This window comes from Candidatus Goldiibacteriota bacterium (assembly GCA_016937715.1).
GTDB lineage: Bacteria > Oederibacteriota > PGYV01 > PGYV01 > PGYV01 > PGYV01.
The window spans coordinates 14,297-33,099 of sequence record JAFGWA010000113.1 but is presented as its reverse complement, the minus strand read 5'-3'; the positions used below and the strand labels follow the sequence as shown (position 1 = coordinate 33,099).

General features: G+C 39.5%; 26 protein-coding genes and 1 riboswitch. All 26 genes read right to left on the bottom strand.

From position 1 onward, the window contains the following. Positions 1–31 precede the first annotated feature (31 nt). Positions 32–364, bottom strand: a complete 333-nt coding sequence (locus JXR81_10905) for a DUF5320 domain-containing protein (protein MBN2755352.1) — start codon at positions 362–364, stop codon at positions 32–34. A gap of 95 nt (positions 365–459) precedes the next feature. Further along, positions 460–1,821, bottom strand: coding sequence for an FAD-dependent oxidoreductase (locus tag JXR81_10900; protein MBN2755351.1), 1,362 nt, complete (start codon positions 1,819–1,821; stop codon positions 460–462). Between the two features lie 104 nt (positions 1,822–1,925). Beyond that, positions 1,926–2,390, bottom strand: coding sequence for a transcriptional repressor (locus JXR81_10895; GenBank protein MBN2755350.1), 465 nt, complete (start codon positions 2,388–2,390; stop codon positions 1,926–1,928). Between the two features lie 120 nt (positions 2,391–2,510). Beyond that, complete coding sequence (locus JXR81_10890; GenBank protein ID MBN2755349.1) at positions 2,511–3,341, bottom strand: prolipoprotein diacylglyceryl transferase; 831 nt, start codon at positions 3,339–3,341, stop codon at positions 2,511–2,513. A gap of 44 nt (positions 3,342–3,385) precedes the next feature. Next, positions 3,386–3,802, bottom strand: a complete 417-nt coding sequence (locus JXR81_10885; protein MBN2755348.1) for a hypothetical protein — start codon at positions 3,800–3,802, stop codon at positions 3,386–3,388. Between the two features lies 1 nt (position 3,803). Next, positions 3,804–3,983 carry a 4Fe-4S binding protein gene (locus tag JXR81_10880; GenBank protein MBN2755347.1) on the bottom strand — a complete coding sequence of 60 codons (180 nt, stop codon included), beginning with the start codon at positions 3,981–3,983 and terminating at the stop codon, positions 3,804–3,806. 16 nt (positions 3,984–3,999) lie between these two features. Then, a complete protein-coding gene (locus JXR81_10875; GenBank protein ID MBN2755346.1) occupies positions 4,000–5,379 on the bottom strand; it encodes an FAD-dependent oxidoreductase in 1,380 nt (459 codons plus the stop codon). Continuing rightward, the gene (locus JXR81_10870; GenBank protein ID MBN2755345.1) at positions 5,376–5,786 is read right to left on the bottom strand and encodes a NifB/NifX family molybdenum-iron cluster-binding protein; all 411 of its coding nucleotides are present in this window, start codon (positions 5,784–5,786) and stop codon (positions 5,376–5,378) included. The genes JXR81_10875 and JXR81_10870 overlap by 4 nt, the downstream gene beginning before the upstream one ends. Positions 5,787–5,875: 89 nt before the next feature. Beyond that, positions 5,876–6,229, bottom strand: coding sequence for a thioredoxin family protein (locus tag JXR81_10865; GenBank protein ID MBN2755344.1), 354 nt, complete (start codon positions 6,227–6,229; stop codon positions 5,876–5,878). Positions 6,230–6,246: 17 nt separating this feature from the next. Beyond that, on the bottom strand, positions 6,247–7,212 hold the full coding sequence (locus JXR81_10860) for an SLAC1 anion channel family protein (protein MBN2755343.1): 966 nt from the start codon (positions 7,210–7,212) through the stop codon (positions 6,247–6,249). Positions 7,213–7,225: 13 nt separating this feature from the next. Continuing rightward, positions 7,226–7,729, bottom strand: coding sequence for a DUF302 domain-containing protein (locus JXR81_10855; GenBank protein ID MBN2755342.1), 504 nt, complete (start codon positions 7,727–7,729; stop codon positions 7,226–7,228). Between the two features lie 29 nt (positions 7,730–7,758). Further along, complete coding sequence (locus JXR81_10850; GenBank protein ID MBN2755341.1) at positions 7,759–8,043, bottom strand: co-chaperone GroES; 285 nt, start codon at positions 8,041–8,043, stop codon at positions 7,759–7,761. Between the two features lie 14 nt (positions 8,044–8,057). After that, the gene (locus JXR81_10845) at positions 8,058–8,630 is read right to left on the bottom strand and encodes a glutathione S-transferase N-terminal domain-containing protein (GenBank protein MBN2755340.1); all 573 of its coding nucleotides are present in this window, start codon (positions 8,628–8,630) and stop codon (positions 8,058–8,060) included. 374 nt (positions 8,631–9,004) lie between these two features. Beyond that, positions 9,005–9,694, bottom strand: coding sequence for a peroxiredoxin (locus JXR81_10840; GenBank protein ID MBN2755339.1), 690 nt, complete (start codon positions 9,692–9,694; stop codon positions 9,005–9,007). A gap of 96 nt (positions 9,695–9,790) precedes the next feature. Next, entirely contained in the window at positions 9,791–10,219 is a 429-nt protein-coding gene (locus JXR81_10835; protein ID MBN2755338.1) for a transcriptional repressor, read from the bottom strand. A 6-nt stretch (positions 10,220–10,225) separates the two neighbouring features. Next, entirely contained in the window at positions 10,226–10,546 is a 321-nt protein-coding gene (locus tag JXR81_10830; GenBank protein ID MBN2755337.1) for a DsrE family protein, read from the bottom strand. A 26-nt stretch (positions 10,547–10,572) separates the two neighbouring features. Continuing rightward, positions 10,573–10,887, bottom strand: coding sequence for a hypothetical protein (locus JXR81_10825; GenBank protein ID MBN2755336.1), 315 nt, complete (start codon positions 10,885–10,887; stop codon positions 10,573–10,575). Positions 10,888–10,889: 2 nt separating this feature from the next. Continuing rightward, positions 10,890–11,096 (bottom strand): DUF2892 domain-containing protein, encoded by a 207-nt coding sequence (locus JXR81_10820; protein ID MBN2755335.1) that lies wholly within the window; start codon positions 11,094–11,096, stop codon positions 10,890–10,892. A gap of 48 nt (positions 11,097–11,144) precedes the next feature. Then, entirely contained in the window at positions 11,145–11,312 is a 168-nt protein-coding gene (locus tag JXR81_10815; GenBank protein ID MBN2755334.1) for a hypothetical protein, read from the bottom strand. Positions 11,313–11,324: 12 nt separating this feature from the next. Further along, positions 11,325–11,648 (bottom strand): thioredoxin, encoded by a 324-nt coding sequence (gene trxA / locus JXR81_10810; GenBank protein MBN2755333.1) that lies wholly within the window; start codon positions 11,646–11,648, stop codon positions 11,325–11,327. 26 nt (positions 11,649–11,674) lie between these two features. Then, entirely contained in the window at positions 11,675–11,896 is a 222-nt protein-coding gene (locus JXR81_10805; protein MBN2755332.1) for a 4Fe-4S binding protein, read from the bottom strand. Between the two features lie 300 nt (positions 11,897–12,196). Next, positions 12,197–14,467: a 5-methyltetrahydropteroyltriglutamate--homocysteine S-methyltransferase gene (gene metE, locus JXR81_10800; protein ID MBN2755331.1), complete on the bottom strand. Its 2,271-nt coding sequence runs from the start codon at positions 14,465–14,467 to the stop codon at positions 12,197–12,199. A 26-nt stretch (positions 14,468–14,493) separates the two neighbouring features. Continuing rightward, positions 14,494–14,629, bottom strand: a riboswitch (cobalamin riboswitch). Next, positions 14,597–14,842, bottom strand: coding sequence for a hypothetical protein (locus JXR81_10795; GenBank protein ID MBN2755330.1), 246 nt, complete (start codon positions 14,840–14,842; stop codon positions 14,597–14,599). (Overlaps the previous riboswitch by 33 nt.) 18 nt (positions 14,843–14,860) lie before the next feature. After that, positions 14,861–16,732: a TonB-dependent receptor gene (locus tag JXR81_10790; GenBank protein MBN2755329.1), complete on the bottom strand. Its 1,872-nt coding sequence runs from the start codon at positions 16,730–16,732 to the stop codon at positions 14,861–14,863. Between the two features lie 293 nt (positions 16,733–17,025). Next, positions 17,026–17,829 carry an SDR family oxidoreductase gene (locus JXR81_10785; GenBank protein ID MBN2755328.1) on the bottom strand — a complete coding sequence of 268 codons (804 nt, stop codon included), beginning with the start codon at positions 17,827–17,829 and terminating at the stop codon, positions 17,026–17,028. Further along, the gene (locus tag JXR81_10780) at positions 17,826–18,788 is read right to left on the bottom strand and encodes an aldo/keto reductase (protein MBN2755327.1); all 963 of its coding nucleotides are present in this window, start codon (positions 18,786–18,788) and stop codon (positions 17,826–17,828) included. The genes JXR81_10785 and JXR81_10780 overlap by 4 nt, the downstream gene beginning before the upstream one ends. Between the last annotated feature and the right edge of the window lie 15 nt (positions 18,789–18,803).

Below are 18,803 nucleotides of genomic sequence, written 5' to 3'. Positions count from 1 at the left end.
CACAGCCAGGCGCCTGGCCATACCGGATGCTTTACTTGTTATCAGTTTTTTCAAGTTCATCCAGTCTCTGTTTAAGAGCTTTTAACTGATTCTCAAGAACCGATGTTTCATTTTTTAACATTTCTTTTTCGTTAACCGAAACCGGCGCATACGCGCTGTTTCCAAAAAAACCAAAACCCCTTCCAAAACCACGCCCAAAACCGCGTCCTGAACCTCTTCCAAAACCAAATCCGCGCCCGGATCCCATTCCTCTTCCAAAACCGCCGTTAACATACCCGGGCACCGAATTTCCGGCGCATAAACCCATTGCCCTGCCGGTCATTGAACCCGCGCCTGTAGGGCCTGTTCCATCTCCTCTTGGCATATATTTCACCTCCTTTCTAAATGAAAATCATTTTCATTTAGAATTATATCCTATATGCAAAAAAAGTCAAGATTTTTTACTTTTTAAAATTTACCTTATTTTGAACCGATTTTCATTTTTTTCATGGCTGCTTCAGCTGCTTTAATAAGCGGATAATTTGTAGGGGCCGAAGTTAAAAGCGGATGCGTGCCTATCTGTGAAGTTATTAAGGAATATACATTCATTTTATTCTGAATGGCAAGGCCTATCAGATTTGTTATCTCGCCCGCGCTTGCAGCGCCGCAGACCTGTCCGCCTATTACGGTTCCGGTATCTTTTAAAGCAATAAGTTTTACATACTGTTTCCCGGTATCCGGAAGTGTTCCGGGATGCCTGTCAAAACCGGCAAACTCTCCTGTAACATAATCCATTCTTTCCGCCTTGGCGTTATTTTCTGTGACACCCGCCACGCCAAAACCAAATATGCCAAACTTTGTATCAAAAATTGAAATCGTCCCGCCAAAAGATTTTTCCACAGAAAGTTTAAACAGGTTCATTCCGGCAGTCCTTGCTTCTGTAGTCGCGGTGGAAGCAAGCATTGTCCTGCTTACTTTTCTTGTTATAAAATCCCTTTTTTCAGCACAGTCGCCGCAGGCAAAAACATTATCACAGCATATTGTTCTCATATATTCATCCGCTCTTATAAAACCAAACTGGTTGGTGTCTATTCCCGCGTCTTTCGCAAGCTGAACTTCAGGAGTGTATCCCATAGCCAGAATAACAGCATCTGCCTGTATTTTGCTGCCGTCTTCCAGTTCAACGCCTTCAGCTTTATCGCCGCCGGTTATTTTCTTAATTCCTACACCCGACCTTATAATAACGCCCCTTTCTATCAAAACCTTTTCAGCCTGTTCTGAAATATCCGCGTCAAAAGCAGCCATTAAAACATGCGGCATTTTTTCAACCACTGTCACCCGTTTTCCGGATTTTACAAGTTCTTCCGCCATTTCAACCCCGATAAACCCTCCGCCTACAACAACAACGCTGTTTACCTTTTTAAGTTCTTCAAAAAGTTTTGTAAGATACTCTATATTTTTTTCAACATAATAAACACCCTTTTTTTCCCTGCCTTCAAGCCAATTAGGTTTTAATGTGGCGGAACCCGTTGCAATAACAAGTTTTTCATATTCAATTTCCAGCCCGTCAGCAAAAGACACTTTTTTTCCTTTAAGGTCTATTTTAACAGCTTCGTTTATTACTATTTTTACGTCAACAGCCTGCATGGGAGCGTCGCCCATAACATTCTTCTGAACATCATTAAGCGTTCCAAAAATATAAGGAATACCGCACGGCACCATAACCTTCTCGAATTTTCTTGCAAGTGTCACTGTTTTATCAGGATTATTCACTTTTGCCGTAATGGCGGCAATAATAGCGGCCGGCCCCCCTCCAATTACCAGTACATCTGTTTTTTCCATGTTTTTCTCCTTAAATATTTTTTAATAACCTGTGTTTTACATTGGAACATTTAAAAATCAATTCATCGGTTAATTGAAAATGATTATCAATTAAAGTCAAAAAATTAAATTTTAGAACATTTTTCGCATTTTCCATAAAATTGAATTACATGATTTTCTATTTTAAAATTGTACTTTTTCGAAAGTTTTGCCTCTGTTTCTTTAAGCAGCTTTACCTCTTCATCTATAAAATCATCGTAATCTATAACACGGTTGCATGATGTGCATACAAGGTGGTGGTGATGGCCTTTGGAAGAATCAGCAAGCTCAAACCTTGCCCTTTTGTCGCCGAAATCAAACCTGTATAAAAACCCCTGCTGGGAAAGTATTTCAGTGGTCCTGTATATGGTGGTTAACCCGATATCCGGATTCTTCTTTTTTGCAAGAATAAATATTTCTTCAGCGCTTAAATGTTCTTTTGAATCCGAAAGTACATCCAATACCGCCTGCCTTGCAAGCGTCATTTTAAAACCGCAGCCTTTAAATCTGCCGTGAAGCCTGCCCTGCCCGTTACAATTGCCGTTTTTCATATATGTCCTTTTGAAAATGATTTTCAATGAATTTTACACAATTTTGCCCTTTGTGTCAATCAAACACAGCTGTAAGAATAAAATATAATGTAAAAAACACAGAGAAAAATCAAGAATTAATTATGAACGGTATTTAACCTGATAAACCATAATCCCAAAACCTGCCGTTATCATTATCAGGCAAAGTATCTGCCCCATGGAAAACAAACCCCCTATTAAACCCAAATGCGCGTCAGGCTGCCTGAAAAACTCGATAAAAAAACGAAACAGCCCGTATCCAAAAATATATAAACCCAATAATAATTTTTCCATTGTTTTGTTATTTCTAACTGACCACAATATAAAGAATAATACTATCCCTTCAAAAACCGCTTCATATAACTGCGAAGGATGCCTTAAACTTAACCCTTCCGTCGTGTTAAAATACATTCCGGGAAAAGATGATACAGCCCTGCCATACAATTCATTATTAAGAAAATTTCCGATTCTTCCAAAAGTATACGCGGCAGGCACGGCAGGTATGACAAAATCGGACAGAACCCAAAAATTTATTTTTTTCATCCGGCAAAAAACAGCTGCAGCGGCAAGCGCGCCTATAAGGCCTCCGTGATATGACATGCCCGCAATGCCAGTAAAAATCAGTTTATTATTTTCCATGGCAAACGGGGATATAATCAGAAACGGATTTGATATATAGTACTGAAGGTCATAAAATAACACATACCCAAGCCTTCCGCCCGCCATTACTCCCGCTATTTCAAATAACAAAAAATTTTCAAGCAGCACGGTATTAAAAACAGGCGCGGTTTCTCTTTTTATCCTGTATGCCAGAATAAAATACACCGTTAGAAAAGCCGCGGCATACATAAGGCCATAGTACCTTATCTGAAAAGAACCCGCCTGAAACAGGACGGGATTAATTTTTAAAGGAAGATTCTGCCAGAATTCCATATTCAGACAATTTTTTTTATTTATTATTTTTAATAAATAAAGTTTTATTTTTCATACTTTGGAATGTTTTTTTCACGTCCGCCTTTTTTCCTTTTTGTTATTTCTTCAGATATTTTATCAAAGTTTTTAACAATTACAGTAAACATTTCCGGCACATCGGCGCAATCAGTAACGATTAACGGCTGAAGCGCCGTATTTTCCGCCATTTTTTTAAAATTCGGGCTCATAGAAACGGCAACAGCGCAGTCACATTCATTAAGCATCGCTTTAACAGCATTCAGTTTTTCCTCGCTCGCGTGTTTTTCGTCCATATCTTTTCTTGTATTTATAAAACTTTTTACAAATTCGGTTTTACCTCCGGCATACACATACCATTGATTAAAAATTTCAGAATCGCCAAAATGGCCTTTCCATAAATTTTTATTGTTATCCGTGCCAAAAACAATTTTAATTTTTTCCATATCAGCCTTCTTTAATTGACAGGGCGTTGCGCCTGCAGCCTTCAATACACGCCCCGCATACTCCGCATTTCTGATAATCTATCACTGCCTTTTCATCTTCAATTGAAATCGCTTCAAACGGGCAATAAGAAACACACTTCGCGCATCCGGTACAAATTTTTAAATCAACAGCCAGTTTCATAATCTTCCTCCTTATTTTAATTGTTTTCTTTTTCCATGTTTTCAAAAAGTTTTTCTGATGCCATTACCATGCCGTTTTCCGCCGGATAAAAAGACTGATAAGGCTGCGCGCAGTAACTGTGTTCAACAAGATCCTTCACCGTCATCTTGTTCTGAAGCGCCATTGTAAGGACATCTATCCTTGCGGCTACCGGTTCTTTACTTACAATCTGACCGCCTATAAGCCTTCCGCTTTTTTTATCCGCCACAAGTTTTGTCTTTAGCTTTACAGCGCCCGGCATTATTGGAAACTTGGTCGTTATTTCTGAAACCGCGGTTACAACATCATAACCCTCTCGTTTAGCGTCTTTTTCACTAAGCCCTGTGCTGCCTACATAGTGATTTCCTACTTTTGTCGCCGCGCCGTTAAAGAAGCCGGTATAAGGCCTTTTTACGCCCTTTAAATTATCCGCAAGCACTTTAGCCATAGGGACTGCATTTGTCGCAAGTTTTCCGCCGGATGGTTTTCCCGTAATACCGCTGACATAAGAAGCACAGTCACCGCAGGCATAAATATTTTTTACGCTTGTCTCCATATATTCATTTACAATAATACCGTCACGCCCGCTTTTTATCCGCGTGCCGTCAGCCAGTTCAACAGACGGTTTTACTCCGGCGACAAAAAGCACAGCACCGCTTTTCCCGGGTTCATCGTCAATATTGCAGTTAATATCATTTTTAAGGTTAATTTCAAAACCATTATCCAAAATTACGGATTCACAGTGCTCTTTTCCCTTAATTTCAACAACTTTTCTGTCAAGATGCAGTTTAATACCTTTGGCGGTAAGTTCAGAAACAGCTTCCATTGACATATCTTCATCAATCATATTTGGCAGAACGCTTTTTCCCATATCAATCAGGGTGGTTTCCACCCCTATAGCGTTAAACGCCTGCGCGGCTTCTATCCCGATAGCCCCTGCCCCGATAACGGCGATTTTTTTAAGAGTACTTTTCATGCTTTCCAGCTTTTCAAGGTCATTTTGCGTTTTAAATACATAGACACCTTTAAGCTTACTGCCCGGAACAGGAGGTAAAAAAGGTTCCGCGCCCGTTACAATAACAAGTTTTTCATATGAAATTTTTTCTCCCGATTTAAGAGTGACAAAATTTTCTTTGTCATTTATTGACTCGGCTTTATCCCTTATCAATTCCGCCCCGGATTCCGTAATAAGGCTGTCATTCTTAAAAGTCTTTTCCTTCTCAATAATCCCTTCAACCGCGTAAGGCATAGCGCAGTAAATCATACTGTACGGCTCCGGCCTTATAACCGCCGTATGATAAATTCTGCCCAGTTTCTTCGCAAGCGTAATGCCCGCGGGGCCGCCCCCTACTATTACAAGTTCAAAATGTTTTTTCATTTATCCTCCTCATTTAAAGTATTTTTTATCCGGCAGGAATAACACCTGCCGCGGTTATGCATTTCACCATAAATTTTTTCACCAAGTAACTTTTCTGAATCTTTAATATATAAATTCAAAGCTTCCTGTACCGTACCTTTAAAACCCGCCATTTTAATATTTTTTTCCTTAAACCTGTTTCTGTCTTTTGCCGCAATACCGCCGGTTATTAAAATATCCGCCCCCAGCCCTATCGCGCTTTCAGCCCTTTTGTCTTTTACAGAGCCTATATCCACAAAAACCATACTTTTTACCTTTCCTTCAGAAATATCCGCTACTGCAAAAAAAGGGCACCCGCTAAAACTGCCGGATATTTCCGATTCTTTACTGTTTCCGGTGCTTGCCGCTACCACTCTTACCGCGCCCATATAAACCGCCTTTTAAACAAATTCTAAATGAAAATCATTTTCATTTAGAATTATACAATATACTGTATAAATGTCAAATTAATTTATTTTTAAACAGTTTTTAAAAGGTGTTTTTCAAGAATATCTTTTACCTGTTTCTCGTTTTGTATTCCAGATGTAGCTTTTGCTAATTTTCCGTTCTTATAATATACCGTAAACGGAAGGCCCATAAAATTTCTGCACTCCGGCATTTCTTTTATAATACGGGCGTCCGGACTGTCAAAATCAAAGTCCCTGAACACAACATTTTTTATATCCCTTTCAAGTTTTTCCATCACAAAATAAACAGGCACGCACATAGGGCCCATTCTGCCGCAGCACACCATTACATTTTCATTTTCTTCAATTATTTTTTTAAACTCACTGCCTGTTTCCACGTGCTTTAACCTTGTGTTCAATGACATTTTCACACCTCTTTTTTTTAGTCTTCAACAACGCAAATTTTGCCTTTAATTACGTTCTTTGCCGTATAAAACAAAACAACACCGATTAACAAAATTGTACCCAGAAGCACCAAAACCGCGCTGTATTTAAAAATACCCATATTTGTCGATTGAAAAGCTATCATAAGCGCGATAGCAAACGCGCTTATAGGAAACGTATACGCCCACCACGACAGGAAAAAATCTATTTTAAAGAAATCTTTTACAAGGAATAAAAGGAGCCCAAGAAAGAAAAATGACAGCATAAGCATGGAAAGGGAAAAAAAGTCAACATTCATGAACATTCTGAAATAAGAGATAAAAATAACAGCCGGCGGGGCTATAAGAATAAACATAGTGGGTACAAACTTAGCGGCAAGCTGATGGTGAAAAACCAGCCTGTATAAAACAATTGAAAACAGTATTACCCAGAAAAATATTCCGGTAATAAAAAAATACACATTTACCCAGACAGGCGCCAGATCAACACCCACAACAGGTATGATAAGATTTCCCACAATAGGAATAAACCAGGAAGGATTGACGTTATGCACTTCAAAAGTACCCCTTATCCAGAAAGCCACGGTGTGAAAAGTAAGCAGCACATGCATCGCAACCCCCGCATACCATAAAACCATGGACACCATCGGAAGATAACCATAAAAAGCCACAGACACCAGCAAAAACGAAATTGAAACGGCTGAAAAGAAATTTATTTTTATTTTATGCCCATATTCCGCTTTTACTTCTTCAGGATACTTAATCATTTTTAAACCATAAACAAATAAAAACAGTATAAAAAGAATGCCGTCAAAAAGCACAACAAGAAAATACGGCCAGAAAGGAAACCACCCCAGATGATAAGCCCTGTAAAACGCTATAGCAAGCCCTGAAATTCCCATAATTATGGAAAAAACAGTCACCGGAAAGTATTGCAATTTCGAGACTAAAACAGGTTTTTCCATTTTAAGCCGCCTTTTAAAACAAACTATATTTAAAATTCGTAAAGCTCATAATCCTTTCAACTTCAAGCGAAACATCTTCTATGATTTGAAATGCCGGACCCTTAAACATCTTGCCCATGAAAGCCCCGTTCATAAGAGCTATATACACACGGCCGCCGCTTTTTTCATATACCGCGAAACTTTTAGGCATCATAACCGACATTTTTTTTCTTTCATCAGCCGACAGCATTTCATAAGCGTATTTGCCGCTGCAATACTGGATTATTTTAAGTTTTCCTATATTTTTACCGCCGTGCCCCTCCACTTCAGCCGACTGGTCAATAACCCCTGTTACATGCCAGTTTTCCGCGTTATTTATCCTGTCAGACAATACTTTAACCGTCTTTTCAAAATCATACGGGCTGATTATTTCTTTTAACATTATACCTTCAGCTGATAAATTCAACATAAGGGCCGCTGCCAACAGGCCTATGACAAGCCCAAAAACAAAAATAACTAAAACTGCCGTTTTTTTCATTTTAATTCTCCTTTTTTAAAAACTTGACTTTATGCCGGTATATCATCCATTTCAACAGCTTTAGCAATCAGCTCATCCTCTTCTAACAGCAGAAATTTCTCTTCATTTACAAGTATTTCATCTCCGCTTCCCGTTTTAAACATTACCCTGTCTCCGGGATAAATGTGTTTTATTCCGTCCTGCGGCACTTCAACAACAATACCGTCGCTTATACCCGCATTTCCCGCGTCCGGTATATAAAGCCCGCCTATTTTCTTTTCTCCTGTTTCATTTTTTCTGACTAAAACCCTGGAATTTAACGGCTGTAATTTCATATAGCCCTCCTTTTTTATAAGCCCAAAAGGCTGTTTATTTTATCTTTATCAAATCCCACAACATAAACTCCGCCTATTTTCAGCTGAGGCACACCGGTCTGCCCTGTTTTATTAACAAGCTCCCGTACCGCCTTTTCATCTTTAGATACATCCACATCCGTGAACCTTATACCTTTTTCTTTAAGATAACTTTTTACTTTGACACACCATGAACATGACGGCGTGGAATATACGATAACTGCCGTTTCTTTTTTTCTTTTATTTTCAACCGCCGCGTTACTGCCGGCTTCATCAACAAGAGACAAGTATTCTTCAATCTTTGCCTCACCATATACACCGCGTTCAACACGCCCGCCTTTTACCTTTATTACGGAAGGCACTGCGGTTATTCCAAAATATTTATTTACATCTTTTGCCAAAGCGGCATCGACATAATAAAAATTCCTATCCGCGCGTTCCAAAGATGTTTTTTTAAAAACCTCTTCAGCCTTTTTGGATTTTTCAGAAAAACCGCCAAAAAAACCTATAACACTTTCTTTTTCTATTTCTTCTCTAAGCTGTCCAACGCTTTGCACATTTATAATCATAAAAGACCTCTCTTTTCTTATATCAATATGCCGTTTGCAGAAACAGCCGTTTTACAGCGCGCTTTATTTAAAACATCCTAAACAACTTTCATATTATATCTTTATACATTTATGTGTATATTTATATAAAATAAAACTCTAATTGTCAAGAAGAAATATTAATTACACTTTCAGAAATACTTAATTTTGAATATAAAAAAACCCGGACAAGAAAGCACCAGGCCTTCCTGTCCGGGTTTTTACAGTATATTACCTGACCGGCGCGGACATATCCTTAAGCAATTTTTCCCAGTATTTTAAGCACAATATGCTGCGCAACAAAAACTTTCCCATTTGAGCATACCTTTTAAATATGCAAAAATGAAATTTTCAAATCAAAGTTTAAGCGGTTTTAAACACAAAAACCAGTCAAGGCACTTAATCCCTTCTTTTTCTGCGTTATCCACCCTTTCTTTAGCGGCGCCGCAGCTTCCCGGAGCAGGCACTATAACATCTTCACCCGGCTGCCAGTCAGCAGGAGTTGCAACTTTATACTTATCAGCTGTCTGAAGGGCAATAACCATCCTTTTTATTTCGGCAAAATTTCTTCCCATTGAAAGCGGATAATACATTAACGCCCTTACTTTTGCCTCCGGATCCATAAAGAAAACCGCCCTTACAGCGCTTACATTTGATTCGCCCGGCTGCACCATTCCAAATTTATTTGCAACTTCCATTGTTAAATCGGCTATCACCGGGAATTTTACTTCAACATTTTTCATTCCTTTATATTCAATCTTTTCTTTTATAGTTCTAAGCCAGGCAATATGGCTGTGCCTGCTGTCTATAGACAGCCCTATAAGCTTACAGTTTAAAGCTTCAAATTCCTTTTCCATTGAAGCAAAAGCCATAAATTCCGTGGTGCATACAGGCGTAAAATCCGCAGGATGGCTGAAAAGAATAACCCATTTTCCGCTGTAATCATCCGGGAATTTAATCTGACCCTGCGTTGTATCCGCCGTAAAAGAAGACGCCTTTTCTCCGATCTTTGGAATGCTGTACTGCTTCGTTTCATTATTTTCCATTTCTATTTCCTCCTGTTTTTTTATTTTTTTAACACCAAACCTTAAAAACACCTCCTTTTTTAAGTAGTAATAATTACTACTTAGTTTTTAAAAAAACTATTTATTACACTTTTCGCATATACCTTCCAGCATCACTTTTTTTCCTGTTATTTTAGAAGCATCAGGCAGCTTGTCGGGTATCTTAATTTCATCATAATAAGCGCTTAAAAAATCATAAATTTTACCGCATTTAGTACAGTAAAAATGGTGATGCTGCCCGTTATTTGCGTCAAATCTTTTAACGCCATCCTGCGACGCGACCGGTTTTATAAGCCCTATTTCAACTAATAAATTAATTGTTCTAAAAACAGTATCAAACGATATTCTAGAATGCTTCTTTCTTACCGAAGAATATATACTTTCAACAGGCGGATGGTCATATCTGCATGCTATTTCGGAATATACAGCAATACGCTGAGGCGTGGCTTTAAACCCCTTTTCCCCGCATACTTTTTTACATTTTTCAATCGCTTGTTTATTTTTCATAATTCATTAAAAACTGACAACCGTGTCGCTTTCTTTTACGATATCATACATATCCTGCATGGTGGATAAAGGGCAGACATCCGAACTTTCCTGCTCCCGGGACTGTATACAGGTTCCACAGGCAAATATTTTGCCGCCGGATGCCAGAAATTTTTCCGCCTGCTCTGTCGTATTAAATTTATCCGTGCTTATTTTCTGATACTCCACGCCTTTGCCCATAAAAAAAATCTTTACCTCTTCCTTTTTTCCAAGGCAGAAATTACCATACCTGATTGCGTTCCAGCAAGTCTCCGCGTCATTTGAAGCGATTACAATCCCTATTTTCATTACATTATCCTTATATTACAGATTTTTTATACGCCGCACTGCGAAAGAAAAAACATTATATAATCCTCTTTAATATCCCTGCCTTCTATAATTATTTTATTTCCAGCCGCTTCTTTTACTTCCTTAGAAATATTTTTTTTACTCCAAAGCATTGCGCACGGATTGCCTTTAACTTCACTTTCTGTCAGTTCTTCTGAATAAAACAACGCTGAACCGGAATCAAATTCATCTTTCAGGCTTTTTAAAGTGTAATAATCAGCCAAAAAAGATTCCAATTGCGGTTCAGCGCCGTTAATAACAATAACCTGTGCTTTTTTAAGCGTTTCTCTTGACAGTTCCATTCTTATTTTTTATTTACAGGGCATGTATTAATTCCCAATAACGCGTATAACCCGCAGAAACCTACAGCGCCTGTTATAAGTGATATTGCGCCAACTGCCCATAAAACAATTGCAAGCGTGCCTGTTGTAAAGAATCCCCCTGCTATTAACCCTGCCCCCAATACAACCCTTACAATCCTGTCTGTCTTTCCTTCATTAGGCTTTAACATAAAACACCTCCCATGATTTAATTTCCCATATATCAATTATACACGTTTTTACTTCCTTTCACAGGCGCTGCCTGCCGCGCAAAGGCCGGTTACCGACAAAAGCAGGACCGTTCCCAATAACCAAAGAACATATGATTTGGGAGCGGCTGAGAAAAAACCGGCAGCCACAAGGGCGCCGCCCGCGCCCCCCCTTATAAACTTCAATACAGTATCCATTATAATTCTCCTTTAAGCCGCAAGATGCGGTTTTATTGCCTGAATTATATGCTGTTTAGGCAGCGCGCCCACTATACGATCCACTACTTTTCCGTCTTTAAAAATAGCCATTGTGGGTATACCTGATACTCCATACATTCCGGCAAGCTCCGGGGAATCATCCACGTTTACTTTGGCAACCGTTAATTTTCCGTTATATTCCTTTGCTATCTGTGAAAGCGCGGGCGCCACCATTTTACACGGCATACACCATTCCGCCCAGAAGTCCACAAGCACCGGTTCTTTTGACTCTATTACCTCTTTCTTAAAACTCTTTGAATCCACGTTGATTTCCATAACATCCTCCTTTAAGGATTTTTTTATCAGAAGCCGAATAAACTTCCAAACTTTAATTTTCTGTTAACTTTTATAGCCCCTGTGCGGCAGACATACATACAGCCTCCAAGCAGGTCGCACGACTCATGATCCGTCACCACCGCTTTATTTGAACTGCTGTTTAATTCAATAATCTGCGCCGGACACATTGACACGCACGCACCGCATCCCGTACAAAGTTCTTCGCTTATTTCAACCTTCTTTTCCACCTTCCGCCTCCTTCTATTATTCTTTTATACGTATATTTGTATATATAAATATACACAAATATATCAATTTTGTCAATCTGTTTAATTGTTTTACTGAAAGGCCGTTTTTTTAATTGTTGCAGTATTTTAAATCATAAAATCCTTAAATTTATTTTTTTACCGCCCCTACAAGTTTCAAAAATATATAATCAGGCAGTATTTTTCTTAGCAATATAAAAAACACCAGTTTACCCGCAGATTAACCCTGCCCGCAATTATGAACTTTTTAAAAGCTAAAAAACTGAACCGTAATAAGTTTTTCTATAAACTTTTTCTGACATTGGCAACAGCTTCAACCATATTTTGCAGGCTTTTTTCAGTTTCTTCCCACTTCCGGGTTTTAAGGCCGCAGTCCGGATTAATCCATAACCTTTCCGCGGGAAAAACATTTAAAAGCAATTTTATTTTGTTTTCAAATTCTTCCACAGAAGGCACACGCGGCGAATGCACATCATAAACTCCCGGCCCGATTTCATTTTCGTATCCCTGCTTCTTGAATGTTTCAAGAAGTTTATTTCCGCTTTTTGATGTTTCAATTGTTATTACATCAGCATCCATAGCTTTAATCGCGGGCATAATATCCCTGAAATCGCTGTAACACATATGCGTATGTATCTGAGTTTCAGGCCTTGCGCCGCTTACCGCCACGCGGAAACATTCCACAGCCCATATTTCATAAATAAACGCTTTTGATTTTTTTAAAGGATACCCTTCACGAAAAGCGGCTTCATCAACCTGTATTATCTTTATCCCTTCAAATTGAAGGTCCCTGATTTCATCTCTGACAGCCAGAGCAATCTGAACACAAACATCTTTCTTCTGTATATCGTCGCGTACAAAAGACCAATTAAGAATTGTAACAGGCCCCGTCAGCATTCCTTTCATATTTTTTTTTGTTTTTTTCTGCGCGTACAAAATAATTTTACCGGTCATATCCCCGGCCCTTTTAACATCACCGTAGATAACAGGGGGTTTAACGCACCTTGTCCCGTAGCTTTGCACCCATCCATTTTCCGTAAAAATAAACCCTTTCATCCGCTCTCCAAAATATTCCACCATATCATTTCTTTCGGGTTCGCCGTGTACCAAAACGTCAAACCCTGTTTTTTCCTGAAAAGCGATACAATTATCTATATACTCATATATGCCCTTATCATAATCTTCTTTTTTTACAGCTCCTGTTTTATAGCCTCTTCTTAACCGGCGCAGCACCTCCGTCTGAGGAAAACTGCCGATAGTTGTAACGGGCAGAAGCGGTAAACAAAAAACTTTTTCCTGTTTTTTCTTTCTGTCTTTAAAACTTTCACTGCGCTTCTTTGAATAACCGCATTTTATAATTTTTTTAACATCAGGGTCATTGACCTTTGCGGAACTTTCCCTTCTTGCGAAAACCGCCCTGTTTTGTTCTATTTTTTCGGCATGTTTTTCCTTTCCTTCGGTAAAAATATCCGCAATATCCTTTATTTCCGCCAGCTTCTCCCCGGCAAAACTAAACCAGCCTTTAATTTCCGAGTCAATTATTTTTTCGTTTTTTAACGAATATGGCACGTGAAGCAGCGAACAGCTTGGAGCAATAATAATATCCTCTTTGTAAACTGTTTTAGATATCTCACCAAGAATATTCAGCGTTTTTTCATAATTATTTTTCCAGATATTCCTGCCGTCAACAACTCCGGCTATAAGTTTTTTCCCTTTTAGAAACTTAGCCGCTTTAACATTTTCCGGCCCATATACAAAATCCAGTCCAACACCCCATATATTTACATCTTTTAAAGCTTCCGCCGCATTAACGGCAGAATCAAAATATGTCATCACTATTATTTTTAAATTTTTAGAAACCCCGCATAATTCGCCATATACTTTTTTTAATATTTTTAATTCTTCTTTCCCGCAGTCCTTTACAAACCACGGTTCATCAAACTGGACATAAATTTCTTTTCCCAAAAATCCGGCGGCGTTCACAAACTCCCTGTATGCGGGAATTATTTCCGGAAGCAGTTCAAGCATACTTCCTTCAGAATCGACGCGTTTGGACAGCATAAGAAAAGTTACAGGTCCTATCACATTAAGCTTTGTCCTGTATCCCAGTTTTTCAGCCTGTCTGTACTCTTTAAATAAACTGCCAAAATCCGGCTTATACCTGCAACCTTTTTTCAGTTCCGGAACAATATAATGATAATTTGTATTAAACCACTTTGTCATCTCCATAGCGGAGGATTCTGCAGAACCTCTTGCCATTGCAAAATATCTTTCTGCCGGGTCAGAAATACCCTGAAATCTCTCCGGTACGGCGCCCAGCATAACTGCCATATCAAGCATCTGGTCGTAATAACTGAAATCGCCGCAGGAAAAAATACCCATACCGGCCCGCTTCTGCGTTTCCCAGTTTGTTTTTTTAAGGTTGTCAGCGGTTTCTGTAACGCTGTCAAATCCCAGTTTCCCGTCCCAAAAACTTTCAAGAACTTTTTTTAATTCCCTGTTTTTCCCGATTCTTGGAAATCCGGTCACAAATGTCCTCAGGCCTTTGTTCATTTTTTTCTCCTTTTTTGTTTTCGCGACAAAAAATTTTTTATTGCGGCGGCATTCGGACTTGGGAATTATCCCACACCGTAGCGCGACTGCGGCCGATTCACACGGCCTTCCCCGCCTTAAATCAGCATCTTATCCGTTTTTAACGCATTTTAATTCTTCTTCTTTCCCTTCCACCGTAAACATAAGCCTTTCTTTGTATTCTTCCGCCTTGCCTTCGTTCCATTGTTTCACAGGCCTGAAAAACCCCACAACCCTGCTATAAACCTCGCAGGGAGTCCCTTCCACTTTATTCAGGCGTTCTGTAAGCACTTCTATTCTTTCCTTTATTTCCTTTTCTTCCACGGTTCTCACCTCAACATTTATTTGTTTTTTCAAAACAACAAAATCAAACCCTTAAAACTTAATTTCCGCGCCGGCGCTTACGGACCTTCCGGGCATTGGGTATCCTTTTGCTATGACGTATTCTTTGTTATCAAGTAAATTATGCGCCGCGGCAAAAATTCTTACATTCTTATTTAATCTGCCGCTTACGTTTAACCCCACAAGATAGTATTCTCTGATTATTGCCCCTGAATTATCTTTACACGCGTCAGTATATTCGCCTTTTAAAACAACAGACATGTTTTTGTCCGGCTGTATTGTAATATCACCGCTTATTCTGCCTTCGGGTATTAAACTGATTTTTTGCCCCGAAGCCGAATCAACGGCATTTGTGTATGTATAAGCCGCTGTAATTTTCAAAAAATCAAAAGGATTATACTCCGCTTCCGCTTCAAGGCCGGTTATTTTTACCCCGCTTAAATTTTCATAAGTACCTGTCCAGGTAACAGAATCGCTTACGTACTGTATCATATCCCTGACATCCTTTGAAAACCATACATACGAATGTTTGAAATTTTCCGCCTGTTGTTTTATGCCGACTTCATATCCTGTTGACTTTTCCGCCTTTAAATTAACGTTTCCAACCATCATTCCGTCAAAAGGCCAGTACAACTGACCTATGGTCGGCGCGCTGAAAGAGTTATCAACGGCAGCGTGTATTTCCACTTTGCTGTCCATCAAATACTTTATGCCGGCGCTTGCGCTTGTCATATCGTTATAAGCGGTGCTCATATCATGCCTTACCCCGCCATTTAAAATAATTACAGAAACCGGCAAATATACGGCATTTGTAAAAAAAGCGGTGTTTTGAATGGTTTTTTTACCTACATCCGTGCTGTCCATATTTTTGTTATTAAATTCGGCACCCGCCAAACCGGAAATATTGTCATTATTATCATACGCCGCCGTAAAAGAGCCCTGCCACTCCTTTGCTATGTGCCTGGAATTTATAGGATAAAAAGGGTCCGGATTCTGATATTTCAGGTCAGAAGACTTATAGAAACCATCAGCCTTTACCAAGAATTCACTGACAGCCGCGCTTCCGGACAACCCTAAAATATAATCTTCACTCCATTGTTTAGCCAAAGGCGACAGCCAGGAAAGACTTCCCGGAACTTCCTGCCCGTAATTCAGATAATTTCCAAAAAATCCGAATTTAAATACGTTCACACTGTAATTTATATTCGTATTAAGCATTCTTTTTGTAAACGCGGAATGTTCCCTGTATCCGTCCCCTTTTTCTTCCGTGCCGGAGGCAAAATAATCAAAATCACCTATTATATGTGATGATGATATCTGATTTTTTTGATATCCAAAACTTCCATATCTTGAAGATGCTTTTATCAGGCTGTTTTCATCATCCCCCGTCAGCAGGTTAATTACACCGCCCATAGCATCCGGCCCGTAAACCGAGGAAATTCCACCTTTAATAACCTCTATCCGTTTAATAGAAGACAGGTCAATTCCGCTTATGTCATAACCGCCGGTCATAATATCTTTTAAAGGCACTCCATTTAAAAGCACCAAAGTCTGAGTTGATGATTTACCCCTTAGCGATACAGCAGAAACGCCGCTTATATATCCGTTTGAACTAACCACAGCGCCGGCAGTATTTTTAATTATTTCTGCCAATGAAAGGCAGCCGGTTTTTTCAATTTCTTCCTTTGTAATAACCTTTACGCTTCGAGCGGTATCTTCAAGGCTGCTTTCTGTTTTCCTGGCTGTTACAATTACAGTCATAATAACCCCTGTATTACCCCGTGAATCAGCCTGAACTTCAACCGTTTCCTTTTTCCCGGCGCTTTGCTGTGCTTCTTCGGCAAAAACCCCATGAAACAAAAACAACACGCACACCGCCACTAAAATAAACCTTTTCAAATTCATACTGCCCTCCTTTTTAATATTTCCGGGCATAAAAAAACCCGGCCTTCGATGCCGGGTTTACAGGTAGATGAATTTGCCGCTGCGCAAACGGCTAAATCAATACAGTCTGCTTCCCTTTTTTCGAAGGTACTTGCCGTATCTGATAATAGACCGGGCTAGCCTTTTTGGCATTACCGTTGCGAAACAGCCGCCGGAATCTCACCGGCATTTCCTTTATCAGATCGTGCTTTACTATTTACATATAAAAAACTTGTTTCATAAACTACAACAAAATTAAAAACTTGTCAACAAAACTATTTTTTTACCGCCCCTACAAGTTTTAAAAAAATATTATCAGGCAGCATTTTTCTAAGCAGCAGCACAACAAAAGCCATTTTTCCCGCAGGGTAACGCAGCCTGCCGCTTTTATCGCAGGCGGCCCTGTAAATTACACCTGCTATCTCTTCCGGTAAAGCCGCCCCCATATTTCCCTTTGCTGTTTTATTCCGTTTTTCATACATCTCTTCATACGCTTCAAAACCGGCTTCTTTCGCAAACACCATTGACCTTGTAAAAAAATCAGTTTTTACCGTACCGGGTTCCACAAGCTTAACCTTTATGCCAAAAGGTTTTAACTCCAGATATAAAGACTCCGAAAAACCTTCAACAGCCCACTTTGAAGAAATGTAAAGCGACGAAAAAGGAAAAGCAGTCCTGCCCGCCACTGATGATACATTAATAAAGATACCGAATTTTTGTTTTCTGAACAAAGGAAGGAAAATACGCGTGACATTCATAAGCCCAAATACATTGACATCGTACTGCCTTTGTACCTGCTCCGCGGACGCGGCTTCAAACGGCCCGTTTAATCCGTATCCCGCGTTGTTTACCACCGCGTCCACCGTATCAGAAATTTTGCATATTTCTTCATAAGCGTTTTTCACAGATACAGCGTCAGAAACATCCATTTCAACACACTCAATATTTTTAATCCCTTCAAAAATATTATTTTTCACTTCGCGCATGCACGCAAAAACTTTCCAGCCGTTTTTTGCGAATTTAAAAACAGCCGCCTTTCCTATCCCCGAAGAAGCCCCGGTAATTACGGCTGTTTTCATATTTCCTCCGAAAATACTTTTTCTATATATTCAATGTCTTCCGCCGTCAGTTTCATATCCGAAGCCGATACATTCGTAAGTATCTGTTTTTTATTTCTGAATCCCGGCATTACACAGCACACACTGTCAAAAGACAGAACATACGAAATTGCCGTACGTGTAAGTTCTTCATTTGAACCGCCAAAACGCTGTTTTATTTTTTCAAGCCGTTTTTCTGTAAGCACAAGAAATTCTTTGGAAAAACGCGGATCTTCTTTCCTGTGATCGCCGTTTAAAAAATACGGAGGCTTTTCGGCGGCGTATCTGCCTGTCAAAATACCCATTATAAGAGGCGAAGTCACCGCGGCCTTTAAGCCCACACGTTCCGCGGTTCCGCCTTTTTTTATAAACCTTGCCTGCGCCATATTTCCTTCAGCCTGAATGATATCGGGTTTTATAACAGGGCAAAGCCTTTCAAAATCTCCGTCACTGTACGCGGACAACCCGATATATCTTATCTTGCCTTCTTTTTTCAGCTTACACATAGTTTCAACGGCTTCATCAAGATACATATCATTATTACCAAAATATGGGTGATGAAAATAATATATGTCTACAAACTCCCTCTTAAGGTTTTCAAGCGACTGCTCGCACTGATGCCTTATGTGCATGGATTTATAAGGATGTTCAGACGTACCGCCGTTATTTCCAATTTTAGTTGAAATATAAACATCATTTATGTTTTCAAACGCCCCGCCCAACAGCCTTTCTGAATTTCCAAAACCGTAAGAATCAGCGGTATCAAAATGGTTTACGCCAAGTTCGCGGGCAAACAACAGCGCTTCTATGGCATCCTTTTTATTTACATCCGCATACCCTGTAGACCGGCCGTTATCCCAGCTTTTACCGCCTATTGTCCAGCACCCTAATGACACCTCTGACACTTCAATCCCGGTACTGTTTATTTTCCTGTATTTCAAAAGTTCCTCCGGAAG